The sequence below is a fragment of the Arthrobacter sp. C9C5 genome (genome assembly GCF_013359735.1).
Lineage (GTDB): Bacteria > Actinomycetota > Actinomycetes > Actinomycetales > Micrococcaceae > Arthrobacter.
The window spans coordinates 1-14374 of sequence record NZ_JABFMX010000010.1 but is presented as its reverse complement, the minus strand read 5'-3'; the positions used below and the strand labels follow the sequence as shown (position 1 = coordinate 14374).

At 63.4% G+C, this 14374-nt stretch carries 18 protein-coding genes; 4 read left to right on the top strand and 14 right to left on the bottom strand.

The genetic code is table 11. The annotated features are described in order from the left end of the window. Nucleotides 1–13: 13 nt before the first annotated feature. From HNO80_RS09400 to HNO80_RS09380, 5 genes are read right to left on the bottom strand one after another with little or no spacing between them, the layout of a single operon-like run. Nucleotides 14–283 (bottom strand): hypothetical protein, encoded by a 270-nt coding sequence (locus HNO80_RS09400; RefSeq protein WP_011689681.1) that lies wholly within the window; start codon nt 281–283, stop codon nt 14–16. An 11-nt stretch (nt 284–294) separates the two neighbouring features. Continuing rightward, on the bottom strand, nt 295–897 hold the full coding sequence (locus HNO80_RS09395) for a DUF6668 family protein (protein ID WP_175322589.1): 603 nt from the start codon (nt 895–897) through the stop codon (nt 295–297). A 34-nt stretch (nt 898–931) separates the two neighbouring features. Further along, nucleotides 932–2368 (bottom strand): chromosome partitioning protein ParA, encoded by a 1437-nt coding sequence (locus HNO80_RS09390; protein WP_175322588.1) that lies wholly within the window; start codon nt 2366–2368, stop codon nt 932–934. A 43-nt stretch (nt 2369–2411) separates the two neighbouring features. Beyond that, entirely contained in the window at nt 2412–2921 is a 510-nt protein-coding gene (locus HNO80_RS09385) for a hypothetical protein (protein WP_175322587.1), read from the bottom strand. Then, the gene (locus HNO80_RS09380; RefSeq protein WP_249777262.1) at nt 2918–3976 is read right to left on the bottom strand and encodes a CHAP domain-containing protein; all 1059 of its coding nucleotides are present in this window, start codon (nt 3974–3976) and stop codon (nt 2918–2920) included. Before HNO80_RS09380 ends, HNO80_RS09385 begins: the two co-directional genes overlap by 4 nt. 152 nt (nt 3977–4128) lie before the next feature. Between HNO80_RS09380 and HNO80_RS09375 the strand changes: the two genes are divergently transcribed. Further along, nucleotides 4129–4455 (top strand): helix-turn-helix domain-containing protein, encoded by a 327-nt coding sequence (locus HNO80_RS09375; RefSeq protein WP_175322586.1) that lies wholly within the window; start codon nt 4129–4131, stop codon nt 4453–4455. Nucleotides 4456–4727: 272 nt separating this feature from the next. Here the strand turns inward: HNO80_RS09375 and HNO80_RS09370 are convergent, their stop codons facing one another. The 4 genes from HNO80_RS09370 to HNO80_RS09355 all read right to left on the bottom strand — a co-directional run bounded on the left by HNO80_RS09370 (nt 4728) and on the right by HNO80_RS09355 (nt 7421). After that, nucleotides 4728–5177 (bottom strand): hypothetical protein, encoded by a 450-nt coding sequence (locus tag HNO80_RS09370; protein ID WP_175322585.1) that lies wholly within the window; start codon nt 5175–5177, stop codon nt 4728–4730. Nucleotides 5178–5326: 149 nt separating this feature from the next. Continuing rightward, nucleotides 5327–5950, bottom strand: a complete 624-nt coding sequence (locus tag HNO80_RS09365; protein ID WP_175322584.1) for a phosphatase PAP2 family protein — start codon at nt 5948–5950, stop codon at nt 5327–5329. Then, entirely contained in the window at nt 5947–6948 is a 1002-nt protein-coding gene (locus HNO80_RS09360) for a hypothetical protein (protein WP_175322583.1), read from the bottom strand. The genes HNO80_RS09365 and HNO80_RS09360 overlap by 4 nt, the downstream gene beginning before the upstream one ends. After that, nucleotides 6945–7421 carry a hypothetical protein gene (locus tag HNO80_RS09355; RefSeq protein ID WP_175322582.1) on the bottom strand — a complete coding sequence of 159 codons (477 nt, stop codon included), beginning with the start codon at nt 7419–7421 and terminating at the stop codon, nt 6945–6947. The genes HNO80_RS09360 and HNO80_RS09355 overlap by 4 nt, the downstream gene beginning before the upstream one ends. 362 nt (nt 7422–7783) lie before the next feature. Here HNO80_RS09355 and HNO80_RS09350 point away from each other — a divergent pair, with 362 nt between their 5' ends. Both HNO80_RS09350 and HNO80_RS09345 read left to right on the top strand, forming a co-directional pair. Next, nucleotides 7784–8017 carry a hypothetical protein gene (locus HNO80_RS09350; RefSeq protein ID WP_011689691.1) on the top strand — a complete coding sequence of 78 codons (234 nt, stop codon included), beginning with the start codon at nt 7784–7786 and terminating at the stop codon, nt 8015–8017. Between the two features lie 193 nt (nt 8018–8210). After that, nucleotides 8211–10064 carry a MarR family transcriptional regulator gene (locus tag HNO80_RS09345; protein WP_502707835.1) on the top strand — a complete coding sequence of 618 codons (1854 nt, stop codon included), beginning with the start codon at nt 8211–8213 and terminating at the stop codon, nt 10062–10064. A gap of 132 nt (nt 10065–10196) precedes the next feature. Here HNO80_RS09345 and HNO80_RS09340 read toward each other — a convergent pair whose 3' ends face one another. Together HNO80_RS09340 and HNO80_RS09335 are read right to left on the bottom strand one after the other, a co-directional pair. Continuing rightward, nucleotides 10197–10928, bottom strand: coding sequence for a hypothetical protein (locus tag HNO80_RS09340; protein WP_175322580.1), 732 nt, complete (start codon nt 10926–10928; stop codon nt 10197–10199). Further along, nucleotides 10925–11866: a ParA family protein gene (locus tag HNO80_RS09335; RefSeq protein ID WP_175322579.1), complete on the bottom strand. Its 942-nt coding sequence runs from the start codon at nt 11864–11866 to the stop codon at nt 10925–10927. The genes HNO80_RS09340 and HNO80_RS09335 overlap by 4 nt, the downstream gene beginning before the upstream one ends. A 769-nt stretch (nt 11867–12635) precedes the next feature. Here HNO80_RS09335 and HNO80_RS18150 point away from each other — a divergent pair. Next, nucleotides 12636–12821: a YegP family protein gene (locus tag HNO80_RS18150; RefSeq protein WP_175322578.1), complete on the top strand. Its 186-nt coding sequence runs from the start codon at nt 12636–12638 to the stop codon at nt 12819–12821. Between the two features lie 101 nt (nt 12822–12922). On the opposite strand, the gene HNO80_RS09325 is transcribed toward HNO80_RS18150, so the two are convergent. The 3 genes from HNO80_RS09325 to HNO80_RS09315 are packed head-to-tail and all read right to left on the bottom strand — an operon-like array spanning nt 12923 to nt 13925. Beyond that, a complete protein-coding gene (locus HNO80_RS09325) occupies nt 12923–13297 on the bottom strand; it encodes a hypothetical protein (protein ID WP_349627303.1) in 375 nt (124 codons plus the stop codon). Nucleotides 13298–13303: 6 nt separating this feature from the next. Then, on the bottom strand, nt 13304–13612 hold the full coding sequence (locus HNO80_RS09320; RefSeq protein WP_349627302.1) for a hypothetical protein: 309 nt from the start codon (nt 13610–13612) through the stop codon (nt 13304–13306). Beyond that, a complete protein-coding gene (locus HNO80_RS09315) occupies nt 13593–13925 on the bottom strand; it encodes a hypothetical protein (protein ID WP_175322577.1) in 333 nt (110 codons plus the stop codon). The genes HNO80_RS09320 and HNO80_RS09315 overlap by 20 nt, the downstream gene beginning before the upstream one ends. Nucleotides 13926–14374 lie beyond the last annotated feature (449 nt).

Genomic DNA, 14374 nt, shown 5'->3' with positions numbered 1-14374 from the left:
GTGTGGTGGTGGTTTAGACGAACGCGCGAACGATGCCGGAGGCGCCGGTGATGATGATGCAGCCCAGCAGTACCCAGCCGAGCTTGCCGATGGCCTGGGCTCCCTCGCCGCGCTGGAGCTGGATGACCATGCCGATACCGACGATGATCACGCCGAGAACGCCGAGGACCAGGCCGATGCCGGAGGCCCAGTTCAGGATCGTGAGCAGGCCGCCGGCCTGCGCCGGGACAACGGGGGTCGGGTTGGGGATGACGCTTGAGTCCAAGAGGGCCAGGGAGTTCATGGTGAGACCTTTCATTTGGTGGTGCTGGTGTCAGCTACGAGTGCAGCTATGTCGGTGGTGAAGCGTTGGTATTCGCGGGCAGCGGGGACACTAGGAGTGTCTTCGTGCCGCCAGGCCTCGACCCAGGGCAGGGCCCAGAGGCGGGGCGCTCCCCCGCCGACGATGGCGGTGAAGTCGCGAAGGGCTTTGGGCGTCTTGCCGGGGGCATCGGCCAGGACGGCCAGGCCGAGGAGGTCAACGGCAGAAGCTGCCCCGGAGGCCCACTGGGTGAGGGCGCCGCGGGCCGCGGTCAGGCCGCGCATATCGGCGCGGCAGACCAGCAGCAGCTTCGGGGTGCTCCCGTCCTGCGGGACAGGCCAACAGTGTCCGGTGGCGCGTGCCCCGTCCAGGAGGTAAGCGAGCCGGCTTTCACCGGAGCCGCCGTGCGCGCCGGCGATCCAGAGCGCTGCGGTTCCGGCGACGGTCCGGTGACCCAGACGGTCAGCGGCGTCGGGTTCGACCATGCCCCGCAACGGAGCGGTGATGGCCGCCGCCGGCGGGGCGTGCACCTCCGGCTCGGGCGTTTCCGTCTCGACGGCGGGGCGGCTGATCCAGGGGTTCAGGGTCTGCTGCATGGGTCCTCCTTTCGAATATCCGTTGGGTGGGTGGTTAGAAGCCGGCGGCGACGGCGGCGGCCGCGGCGAGCCAGGCCCGCTGGGTGGCCGGCTGGAGGGCTTCGTACCGGATGGGTCCGTTGACCAGGGCCGGGTCGTAGGGGATGCGGACGACGGCGCGGACGAAGGGTTCGAAGCCCTTGGCGATCCGTTCTGCTTCGTCCTTGGCCCGCTTCAGGGCGTCCCCGCTCATGGACCGTTTCGCGTCGGTGGACTCGGAGACGATCACGACGGCATTGCGGGCCAGCTCCGCGTCGTGGCCGCCCCGGGATTCGAGGGTCTGCAGCGTCAGGCGGGCGGCTTCGGCGCGGTCCTCGATGGCCGTGACGGGGACGACGAGCTGGTTGGTGTGGTCGATCATGCGCCGCCAGTTCGCGGCGCGGGCGGTGTTGCCCGAGTCCATGACGACCAGGCGGTAGTACCGGGTCAGGACCTGGTGGGCGATATCGACTTCCTCCGCGGTGACTTCGTGGTCGCCTTCTTCGTTCTCATCGGAGCGGAGGACATCGAACTTATCGGCCGTCTGGTGGTGGACGAACTTGGCGATCTCGGCCGCGTTCGTGGACGGGGACAGCAGCTCGGTCGAGGAATCAATCAGGTCCAGGACGCTGCGGTCGTGGGAGCCCTTTTCAGTCCTCCAGCCCAGCGTCCCCTGGGATTCGTTGTTATCCCACGCGACCGTGGCAGCGCCGCTGTAGCGGGCGAGGATTGCCGAGAGCATGACGACGGTGGGGGTCTTGTTGGCCCCTCCCTTGCGGTTGACCACGGCGATGGTGCGCGGACCGGGCCAGTGCTGGCTGACCGTGCGGATGTCCTCGCGTTCGGAGAGCTCTTCGTCGGAGGGGTTCATACGGATGCCCAGGCGCGTGAGGACACCGCGCCAGCCCTGGGTGGCAGGCTCAAGGACCGGGGCGCTGACGAGGAAGGAGGTGTCTTTCAGGCTGCGCCGCGTCGGAGCTGGCTCTTCCACTGCCGTCTCGGTCACTTCTGACGCTGCGGGTGGCCAAGGCTGGGCATCGGACACGGCCGCGGGAGTCGGGGCAGTCTCGACAGGTTTGGCTGCGGGCTCCGGCGCCGTAAGAGGCGTGGTTTCGATGACGGCGGGGGCGGCGGTCTCCGGGGTGGTGGCGGGGGCCTCGGCCCGGCGCCGGGCCGTGCGGGGTTCGTAGGAGACGGATTCGATCTTGTTGTCCGGGTGGACGATGAGTTCGCCGTGGCCCTCGGGGTCCTCGATCTGGACCCGGACCGGGCGCTGGAGCGTTTGCGCTTCACCGACGACCAGGGCCAGGGCGTTGTTGCGGAGGTCCTGCAGGGATTCCCCGGCGGGAACGATGCGGGAGTTACCCGCGACGACGACCTCGGCGGTGCCGTTGTCGCGGACGATGGCCTTGATGCTGGGGAAGGCCATAACTTGCGTTGGTGAAGTACCCATCGGCTTGTTCCTTAGGTGTGAGAAGGGGGAAAGGTGGAGATGCTTAGGACGCGGGCGGGGTGAGGCGGTTGACCTTCCACGGAGCGTCCTTGCCCGTGCGGAGCAGCTGCAGCGTGTAGGTCCCGGCGTTCGTTGGGACGGCGGCGGTCGTGCCGTAGCCGTTGGCCTCATCGACGGACAAGGTGGCCGCTCCAGTGACGCGGGAGGCCGGGATATTGGAGGGGTCCACGGAGGAATAGTCGGCCGTGGCCTGAGGCGTCAGCCAGCGGGCCAGGTCGTTTGCCCACTGCGTCTCATCCAGGGTCGGCCGGGCGAAGTCGGTCATCGCGTTTTCGGCCGCGTCGACGGCGGCGTCCTTGCTGGCCTGGTCCCACGCGATGCCGATGGTGGCCGGGACGGTGCCCCCGGGGGCCTGGGGTCCGCTGTTGGCGCTCAGCGAGACCGGGGCGGGGCTGCCGCTGGAAGAGGACGCCGGGGTGGTCCCGGTGGACGCGGCAGGGGCGCAGGCCGCGCACAGCAGCGCGACCGCGATCAGGGGCAGGGGCTTCTTCACTTCGTCTCCTCTTTGATGGGCAGGTACAGGAAGGCTGAGGGAACCGTGCTGCTCACAGTCCGTGTGTAGTAGTTGTGGTCATCCGGGGCATGGTTGCCGTTGTATCCCTCTTCGACGTAGGTCCCGTTGTCCTTGACTTCCTTCACCACGCCGACGTGGCCGAAGTTGGGGTCCGCTCCCCCGGCCCCTGGCGCGTACCAGACCACGGCGCCGACCTTGGGGGCGCGGCCGGTGGGCCAGCCTTTGGCGTCCCAGCCTTCCTTCCACGTCAGGGCTGAACCCAGTTTCTGGCCGTCGGGACGGAAGGTGCCGTTGAGGAACCTAAACGGTGCACTCGTGGACCCCATCTGCTGGTTGACCCGCCACAGGGCGAAGTCGACGCACTCCCGGTAGTACATGCCCAGCGGTGAGGTGCTGGCGGCGTTGGCACCGGCTTGCATCCACGTCGGTGAGTTCTTCCACGGGTAGTCGTTTCCCGCGCCAGCCTGGCCGGGGATCCCACACTCGCTTCCCTGCAGGGAGAACTTCGAGGTGGAGAGAGCCTGGACGATTTTCACGGCCCCGGGCCAGTACTTCTGGTAGTGGTACGGGTCGGCGTTGCGCTGGACCCTGCTGGCCGCGATCGTCGGTTCGAGCAATTCCCATCCGGCCACATCCTGCAGCGCCTTGATGAAGTTCGTCGCGCTCCTTGTCGGGTCCATGCGGTCCGCGTACGAGCCCCAGGCGCCGTTGCCGCGCTGCTGGAACAACCCCCGCGAGTCCGGACCTGCCGGGTCGCCGGTGTCGAGTACGCGCAGACCCGACTCCCCCAAGGCAACCATCACGCTGATCATCTGACCGTTCGTGGACAGGTTCAGCGCTTTCCCGGCGCCCATGATCGAGGCGGCATTCTTCAGCTGTTCCTGGGTGTAGGCGTCGACCTTGGTGTTGGCGCCCACGGACACGGAGACAGCAGGGCCACAGTCAGCCGCAGCCGGTCTCGCAGGACCGAGCAGCAGGAGCATGGAGAAGACCAACCCAAGCACCACCACTGGCACCACGACTGCGGTTCCCATGCTCAGCATCTTGGACGGTTTCACGACAATGCCCCCTCTCGTCCTATTCGGCTAACACCCGAAGTCAAAAGCATCATGTTTAAAATGATGCTACCACCGCCGAAAATATGTTGATGCTTCTTGCGGGCGCCGCGGTGGGTGAGAATTGACGAATGCCCCGCACCTATAAACCGCTCCCAGGACAGCCTCCAGAAGCTGGAAAGGCACTGATCGTCTTCAACGCCAACGCCTTGCGTGCGGCTGTGATCCGGGACTTGGCACAGCATCCGGGCGGCGACACCACGGGAGGCATCGCAAAACGCATCGGCGTGGACTACCGGCAGGTTTACGCGCACATAAAGACCCTTGAAGCCGAAGGCCTGGTGTCGGCTGCGGGCGAGTCCGGAGTCCGAAGCGGGCATCGCGTCCAGTACTCCCTCGACCTGGGAAGGCTGCGGGACCAGGGCCTCATCTACATGAGGTACTTGGCGGGAGAATGACTTCCGGGCGCCGCAACGCCCGAGAAGGCTGTTCGCGCCGCCGCCCTTCGTGCCGAAGTTAGAAGTGGCAAAAGCTGGGCGACCTTGGGCCGTGTGACACGAGCGCCGCGGCGTACGCACTGTGGGGGTGTAGCCCCTACTACCCCCCAAAGCTGTCGTAGGGGCCACACCTGAGATGCCACTCAATGTGCATGATCAGGCCGTAGAGGGCACCCGAAGCATGTCATGCTTCAAAGTCTACTGAAAAAAATTCAGTAGTGAAAATTTTTCAGTTAATCGGACTTTTTCTCAGGTCGGGGGGGAAGGTTTCGGAGAGCTTCAGTAACCGCACGGAGTGCGTCGATGTTCACTTCTCCAAGAACCCGTGCGGCGAAGTGCTCGACCTCGGCGATCCGGTAAGCCTCTATGAGGCGAAGTTCGGCTTCCACCCGTTCAGGAATGGGACCACTGCGTTGAAGCAGGTAGTTCTCGTCAACGTCAAAGAAGTACGCCAGACCCTTCAGCAACGCCGGGTCCCACCGGTTATCGGGAGAGCCGGCCAGTAGCCGATGCCAGCGTGTTCGCGTGAGCGCGAGTCCTTGCTCCGCCAGACCCTGTCGAACATCTTCGTATGTGAAGCTGTCCGCGTCTTTGGCATGAACGATGTCCAGAAGAAGCTGGATTTTCGATGCAAGAACCTCTTTATCGCTGCGAGGATCCATGGGGGTGTCGTTCGACTTCACGCGTGATCCTGCTCCAGGCCAGCGCGGGCGGCCAGGTACCGAGTGCAGGGCTCTGCCAGCAGTAGCGAGGTCAAAGCCCTCCTTCTAATTCCGTCATCGTCAAGGCCATGTGTCCGGCCTCAGCGGCCGTGTGGGATAGCACGTGAAAATCAGCCGACAATGAGAGTATATGAGGCTCCGAAGGCGACAACGCCGGTTATGAACCCGGCAATGACCTGAGGCGCTGAATGATCCCGGAGATAGACCCTGGACCAGCAGACCAATGGGGCCGCCACGACGAAGGGAAGCCCCAGCCAGCCGAACATCAGTACAGCAGACACGGTCGCCCCACCCAGCGTCATGGCATGACCTGATATTTTCCAGATCGGGCTGACCAGAATGAGGGCCACAATCCCGCAAAGAATGCCGCCAATTAGCCCCCAAACAGGCTCGGGTGCGCCCATCAACGAGAGGATGGCGCAGCCCAGCAGCGCCGAACCTAAAGTCCAGAGCATGACCGGCCGGCGTTGTTTCTTGTCTCCAACGTGGTGGTCCGTGAGTCGGCCCCTTTTCGCCAAGATCAGGACAACCGCAAATGGCACCAGGCAGATGAAAAGTGCAGCAACAATGCCCGACCAAACTGAGACCATCCACTGGTCGCTCAGCAGAGAAGCCAAAATCAGCAGGAGGGATAACACCAGAGGTGGCTGCGCGATCTCGGTCGCAGACCGGGCCACGCGACCGACTGCCGTTAAGGACCGCTCTGCGGTCAGGGTCGTGGTTGCTGTTGTCACTGAGGTGCCTTTACCGGCAACACCGATTCCAGGGAACCGACGCCGCCATCAAATCGAGCTTGTACCGCGTCCAGGACACGGCCGGAAAGTTGGGGTGTGGATCGCCCGGACAGGGCAATCTTGTGATCGCTGGAGCGAATAACGTACTCGTACAGGCCCGCGGAAGGGTGCTTCGCCCAGACGCTTCTCATCACGCCCGCGATCCACGCCGAATGGGAGAGGCCCCAATAGGCTTTGCCCAGCGTGGCCGTAAGAAATACCAATGCGGCCCGGTCCCAAAGCTGTAAGCGACGCCACGCCTTAACGATCGGCGGAATTCCCAGCCCAAGAGACGTCAGCAGAACCCCGCCGTAGAACAGGGGACTGAACAGGACGTACAGAACCTGGCGGAAAGAAGAACTGCCCACATCGATGTGCATGGCGCTCATATAGGCGATCTCTTCGGCAGACGCGACTGCGACCAGAGCCATGCCGGCCGCAACAACCCGGGAGCTCACGCGGACGGGCAAGCTTTCCTGAGGCCTGAGGCAGATCCGAAGGACCGAGACGGCCAACAAGGCCAAAATGCCCATGTAAATGCCGGCGTAGACGAAGACGGGCAACTGGTGGATATTTTCCGGTACGAAACTTAGCGAAGTCGGGACGAACTGCTGACACAGGAACGGAACGGTGATCGCGGTTGCTCCGAGGACCGCAGCAAGGGGTCTGTGGCTGAAACGTGAGCGGTAGCTCTCGTCCCTAGAGTAGGCAGCGAAGATCCCTTCCCGTATTAGCCAGACTGCGGCCGTGACGCACAAATTGCGAACAAGGTGAAGGAAGTTCACGCCCCCAAGGGCGGCATCAAGGATTGCCTCGGGTACGACTACACCTGTCGAAAAGAGACCGAGAACACCGATTCCGATCGCGCCAAGAAAGGCGCTTGAGGCGCCCCAACGAACGACGAAATACAGGCGAGAGACAAGTACTGCTGCCAGAATCCAAAACGCGGCCGCAATCATAGGCCAAACACTCGTTCGGCCTTCGTGGCTTCCTTCACGGGAGTGGCGTGCAAAACGCGCGCCAGGCCAAAGGCCAGATTCTCAGCCGCGGCCTCAGCCTCGTCGAGAGGGACGTCCACTGCACGGCACATCCAGCTGACACCGTTCCGCTTACCGATACCGGAAAAGAAAGACCCTGCAATCAGCCCGTCCAGGGGCTTCCCCTTGTGGCCTAAGAGGATGTGGCTAAGTTCATGCAGCACGACGTGAGCAGTCCAAGCTCTGGCACCCCTCAGGTAACGGACAATGCCCTGACTGGGAGTATCGATCCACTGCCCAGTGACACCTTCCCCCAGGTTGTCTACAGTGCCTTCCTCGAAGACCAAGCGTTTGCCGTACTTCCCTTCAACAGCATTCACCAGGTCACTCAGATCCGGGTACGCGGGAAGGTTCAAGGTGGCGATGACGTCAGTGGTCAGTGTGGCCTGTTCCATGTTCCTAGGGCTCCGGTGATCCAACTGAAAAAATTTCAGTAATGTGTACTATGAAAGTCTAGCGTCGAAAGCGCCATGGCAAGGAGCCACCCTACCAAGGTTCCCGACATTGGAGTTGTCACGGAAGGGCGGCGAGAACGGGACAGGTATGGCTTCAGATCGAGATGGTTGCTGATGAAACCGAGGCGCGCGACACGCGGGGGCCGTTTTCTGTAAACAAATCCCCGGATGCCTCCGAAAGCAGTGCTAATTTCGACTCAGTCGATAGCTGTAAACAGAAACGTCATAGCGAGCGACCGCAAGTAGCACCAGCGATGAAGCAGTCACAACCGCGGGTTGTGCGAGATTCAAAGGACATGACCATGAGCGCAGTAATCAATCGTGGAGGCGGGCGGCCCAGCAAGGGTCTTCGCAAATACATTGGCTTCCGCACCCAGGCTAAGACTGCGGAGGACGTTCAGATGATCGCTGCCGCCAAGGGCATGACTGTCACGGACTACGTTTCCTCCGCCGTAGATCGGTCCCTGCGCGAAGATCTGGCATTGCTGGATCATTTCGCGCATCAGGAGGAACTGCCGATCCGCATAGCCTCATAACAGAAGAAGGCCCGCACTAGGCGGGCCTTCGAAGCTGAAGATCCACGATCCGGATAGCTTGCCGGCGAACAGATCGTAGATCGGATGGAAGACCTTCACAGGACTTCATTTGTGTTGCAAAACCGATCCTGCAAGATCGGTCCTTATTCATTCCCTCGACAGGAATAGCATCATCGTACAACAGCACGCCCGCGTGCTGCCAGCCACATACGGCGCTGGCGTGTCGCACGGGCCATCCTCAACTCACAGCCCCGCTCAGGCCTGGGCTGCCTTGGCGCCTATCCTCGCGGGTCAGCCCCGAGTTCGCCTTTCCCGGGATGCCGGTAAGACCTACCCGCAGAAGCACGAACGCGCCCTCACCGAGGCCCTCCCGTCCTTCCCTGCCGCGGTCCGGATCTTCGGGAAAGACGGCACCTGCGCCGCGATCTTCCTGGACTTCGACTCCTCGGTAGCCGGCGTCGACTGGGTCCTCGCCGACGTCCGCGCCGTACAGACCTGGCTCCACAGTGTCGGGGCCCGCTGGATTGAGGACTACTCCCCCAACGGCGGCCGCCACGTCTACATCCCGCTCGCGCAGCGGGTCACCTTCACTGAAGCGCGTGATCTTGTCGAGGCGCTGGGCACCCGGTACCGGAGTCTGGACAAGACCCCGCACCAAAACCTTCTGCATGGCTGCATGCGCACACCCGGCTCCCCGCATAAGCGTGGTGGCCACCAGGAGCTCGCGATGAGCCTCTCCAAGGCCTACGACGTTGCGCGTCGGCCCAACTCCGCTGCCGTCTGGTCCGCCATAACGGCTGACCTGGCGGGGGAGATCCGCGCCGTTCGGAACTTGCGGCTCGAGCAGACTTTTGTCCCCGGGGCCGAGGAAATGCCGGCGGTGAAGCATCCCGTCGGGCGGATGTCACGGGTCATGCAGCTCATGGCACAAACCGGACTCTACGACTCCCGCCGGTACGCCACCGACTCGGACGCCCGCCAGGCCATCGTCACCGGCGCCGCGGCCGCCGGCCTCCAACTCGTAGATGTGGAACGCCGCATGATGCAGGGGACCTGGCCCGGGCTTGCTTCGTTCTACGCCCGTTATGCGCCCCACCACCGGGTGCCGGCACTGCGCAGGGACTGGATAAGTGCGGTCGGCTACCTGAGCAAAAACCTCTCCACCGGAGAAGGGAATAACAATGTCCGTAGATCCCCCACAAGCCAGCCCAATACACAGCCCCCCGCACCAAAGGGCTTGAATCTCATCTCGTCCGATCCCCATGCTGAGCATCGGTTCATCCGGACCTGGCGGAATGTACTTCGGATTAGGGAGGTGAGCTACCGGGAGTCTCGAACAGGGATGGCGCGAAGAATGGTGCTGAGGTCCTTGGGGGAGGCCGCTCATATGACGGCCTCGAGGTTCGTTGAATTCGGGGTTCGGTCTATTGCGGTTGCCACTGGCCTGGATCACACCACGGTGGCCTTGCACCTTAAAGCGCTCAGGTCGGAGAAGGATCCCCTCATTACCTTGGTTGAGGAGGCCCGTGGGACGAAAGGCGATCTCTACATGCTGACTGTCCCCGAAGAGCTGAAGTCCGCCGCCGAGGATGCAACCTGGCAGAAGGGGAAAATCCACGCACTCCGCCCGGTATTCCGGGAACTGGGCCTGCCGGCGGCGTTCGTTTACGAAGCACTCGAGCACTCCCCCGCATTGCCGATCGCCGAAATCGTTCGGGTCACCCGGCTGTCCAGGTCCGCGGTGAATGAGGCCCTGGAGGTACTTGCGGCTTGGAACCTGGTGGCACGGAACGCTGGGAAATCCTGGGCTGTGGTGGCGTCGACGTCGTTGAAGCAGCTCGCCGAACACCTCGGAGTACTCGAAGTCGTCGCCGCGCAGCTGCAGCGCTACAAGAACGAGCGGATTATCTGGCGAGAATGGCTGGCCAAGCACGTCAATACTGTCGCCGAGCTCCTCTCCCCCGGTGAGGATTACCCGTGGGAGACATTTGAGGGCCCACCCGATGAATGGACCCTTGCGGATGTCGCATTCAGCAGAGCCGGGTAGGGTTCAACGCCGAAGGCAGCCATTCATCAGCAATTTCCTCTGCTGGAATTCAACGGCTTCATGGTCCGCGCCATAAGCCAAGCCATAAGCACTATAGGAACTCAGGCCAGACGACCCGCAGCATTGTGGTTCTCACTCCCCCGCGGTCTTACGCGCTTGGGTGTGCAGCTTGAAGACGGCCGAGACGAGGGCGCTGCGTGACGGAGCCCCGAACTCTATGACCTTGTTATCTAGCCAAGCAACCTGTAGCCCGTCGAGACGCAGCTGGATCTGGATGCCGCCCTCTCCCCTCTTCCGAGGTGCACGCCGCGGCATGCCGGAGCTGGTCAGCGCCGTTTCGGCTGTGAACTGCCCCGCTATCTGCTCTTCGTCGACGGCCTCAAAGGCGTCGATGAGCAGATCCGCGTACGTCGTCCGGCCCTGGTAGACCGCATCCTTGACGTCGGCGAGCAAGGCCGGCGGCAGATAGACCCCGACGTTGCGCAGCGCCCCGGGCACCGTCTCGGAGGCCTTCACTGCCGGTGCTCCGGTTATTTTGGCTGCCGGTTTCTGCCATGGAGTCGATATCTGCTCCTGCCCAGCCGCCAAAACCGGCTCGGGCTCCTCAGCGCCCCGCTCCTCCACCTCCGGGGGTGCCTGCCCGACGGTGATGTCCTGGTCGATTTCGGGTTCGCTCTCGGGCGGGGAGGTAGCCTGGAAGGCTTCCCGTGTCGGCGCTCCAACTGATTCCTCATGTACCTTGGGTTCCGGCGCCTGGGTGCCACTCCCCCGCCTCTTCGGTGCCAGTAGGCCCTGCAGCGCTGCGCCGCGCACGGGAGCTGCTGCAGGAGCGAAAGCCCCGGCAAGGTTTGGGCGGCCGCTCATGCCTGGTTCTCGCTCTCGATCTCGTTGAGGCGGGCCAGTATCTCCCCGGTCAGCTGCTCGTACTCTTCAGCCAGTCCTCCGGCGTTGCGCGAGAAGAACCCTTCGGCGGGCTTTTCCCCCGCCCGGAGGGCCTTCAGGCGCTTCTTTTGGGCGTCAGTGACTGCGCCCTCCAGCTCGTGGAACAGCAGGCCCTTGCGGCGTGCGTCCGCGCTGGCGCTCTCCAGGTTCCGGATCCGGGTCTCGAAAACCGGGGCGACGGTGCCCAGCATCTCCTCCAGTGTGTCGCGGACACTGCGTTCCAAGCGCAACGAACGCGGTCCGACACCGAACAGGACGATGCCGGCCAGCTGCAGGTTCGGGTTCCGGTCCCGGACGGCCATGAATCGGCGGGCTATGCGTTCCACACCGTCGATGCTCGCGTCATCGGAACGTGTCGGAATGACGACGGCGCTGGAGATTGCGAAGGCACCTTCAACGAGGATCCGCTCCCCCGGTGGGGTGTCGATCAGGATGAGGTCGTAATCGTCAGCCAAGGGCGCCAGGACGGTGTACAGCATGTCGCCGAAGTCGCCGGCGTCCGAGCGGCTGGAACGCGAGAGCATAATTCCTTGGATGTCCTCGAGGTCCTGCCCGCCGGGGATGACATCAAGGTTCTCCCGGACGTTCCGGAGGATCATCGGCGCGGTCCCGGCGATGAGAGCCTGGAACAGTTCCCGTCCGCTCTGACGTTCATAGCCGAGGTCCCGAGCCAAGTCACCCTGTGGGTCCAGGTCCACCATTAGGACGCGGGAGCCGGCCAGCGCCACGTACCCGCCAACGTTGGCTACGGTCGTGGTCTTCCCCACTCCCCCCTTGCCGTTCGCCAGGGAAATGACCCGGTCAATTGCCCGTGTTTCACGGGTTCTCGGGCTTGCTGGGGCTTGCAGTGATCGTGCCATCGGCCGGTAATTCTCCTACGTGCTGGAAGGCGGACGTTCCTGCTTCTAAGGCTATGTGCGCTGCTGCGTGATTTCCGGCAGTGACACGCACAAGAAGTTACACGGTGCTTCCGGGCGGGCGTAGCACTGGAAGGCGCATCTCGTGGTCTGTTGGAAGAAGCGCTGAGCATCACGCGGTAGTGCCAATGCGCGAGCACATTGAATCGCTGGCTCAGGTTCGGGCTTGCCCATGGGCAGGTGAACCTGCGTGGCACCCCGCTAATTATCGGGTAGGCCGCGCAATTGCAGGTAAGGCGGTATTTCCAACGTGGCTTATGGCACTACTTATGGCGCAGGGAGAGGCCGGGTTTCCCCGGAGGTCTCCATCACCTTGGTCCCGGACGTGAGATCCAGTCCGGACGCAGCCAATGCTGCCTTGACAGTAAAGACGTCAATGACGTCATTGACGTCAAAGGAATGGCGGAGGGGGCCCCTCTCTAGGACGGGCTATCCGGAGCGGACTAGTCGCTGGTTCGGATCACGAGAAGCTTATGACCCTCTGGCATGCTCCCACTGAGAGCTTCGCGGGCATCTTCATAAGTTGCACCTTGGGCGCTCACGCGCTCCTCACTCCTGTCGGGTGCTTGGATTGTGCCGAAAATTTCCACCTAGTCACCATCTGCCTGGGTTGGAAGGGCATGCCGCGCGAAGTTCCGGACTCGCCGCGCCCCGGGCGGTAGTCTTTGGCCCAGCGGCCCCGGCGGCCGGCAAATCAACCGAAGGAGCACCTGTGGCAGGCAAGTTCGAGGTCTACAAAGACAAATCCGGTGGATACCGTTTCCGCCTCAAGGCCGGTAACGGCGAAGTGATCGCCTCATCGGAGAGCTACAAGTCCAAGGCCAGCGCTCTGAACGGCGTCGAGTCCGTGAAGAAGAACGCAGACGCCGCGGTCGTGGACGTGACCGAAGAGTCCTGACCGTAGTCCAGGTCTCTAAAGAACCCGGCCGCCCCAAAGGGCGGCCGGGTTCTTCCTCGTCCAGGCCCAGCTGGGCACTCCACACGTGCTTTCAAAGGGGACTACTGGCAGTGAAACGACTCAAGGGCCTTCATTAGGGGAGTGGAGGCGGCGTTCAAGCGGTCCACGGGCCTGGCTCCGGCCAGGTCTCGGGACTTGGTGACCATCCATACCGTGAAGTAGTTGTGCGGGAGCTTCAGTTCCATCGCGCGCCGGAACAGGGGCGTTACTGTTGGGTGGAGTTGGCCACCGGGGAGGAACTGGAATCCCGGGCAGAAGGTCCCGTCATCAATGAAGACGCGGACGAGCTGGCGCATGATCGGTTCCGGGTCTTCCCCGAGTTCAGAGAGCCGGCGGTGCACCTGGGCGAGGGTTGGCAAGGTGAACTCGGTGCGGATTCCCGCCCAGGTCTGATCGCTGATCGTTTGATGGATCACTGTGGCTTAGTCGCTGATGCTTTCCAGCAGCCACTGGGTCGAAAGGGGGTTTCGGCGAAGGGTGAAGGTCCGCAGTGCGGAGTTGGATCCGAGGCGGACCTGGACCTGCCAGTATTCGACGCTGACGACGTCACCGGCGCCGACGGCCGCGGTCCGGCGGGTGTCCCACCAGGCGTCCCGGGCGAACCAGTGCACCGGGTCCGCAGCCACGGCCCAAATGCGTCCGTCGAACCGGACGGCGAGGGGAGCGTCGGCGGCGGTAAAGCGGAGGTCGACCTCGACGTCCAGGGTTGTTTCATTCGCTACTGCGGTCACGGTCTACGCGCTCTCCCAAATTTCTGGTCATCATGTCTTGTCGGCGGGTCACTGCCGAGTTCCACACCCAGGTCCGGTACGTCACCGGCCCGTCCTTCCACGTCACTTCAGCGGCCTTCGCTGTCCAGGCGTACACCTCGCCGTCCACCAGCTCCGCGCAGTTCGGGAACCGGATCCACGCCTTCACAGGGATCCCGGGGAAGCCGTTCTTGACGGGAAAGTGCTCGAAATCGAGCTCTTCCACCGTCAGCCCTATCGGGCCGGCCCGCCGCGCGTACTGCGCCTGCAGCCTGCTCGCCTGCTCCGGTCCCATACCACCACTTTAGAACATATGTTCGAATAGACACGCCAAAGAAAAGCGGCCTCTCCGGCCGCTGAATCAAGTATGGGCTACCCCTGTGACATTTCTGCCACCGTCCCCGGCAAGGCCGGGACAGCTGCCGGGTTGCACGCCAGCGGGGACAGCTTTGAGCTGTGCGGAGGGCTCCACCTGACCCCAATGGGCACAACCCGCAAGGACAGTGGGGGAATGTGCTCAGGATGACCTGGCCGCGGTGGGGGACAGGGCATGAGGAAGCCCCCGCGCGAATCCAAGGACTCAAGCGTGGGGGCTCCCGGCTCTCCACGCTGGGGGGACTGGAGAGCCTTCACGAGTTTACTGGCAGGGAACGACGGGACGGGGGAGTTTCCGGGACGGTGGCGTGTTCACCGGCGGGCCGGGCGGCCGCGGCCCCGACCGGCCCGCCAGCCGGGTGCGGCGTC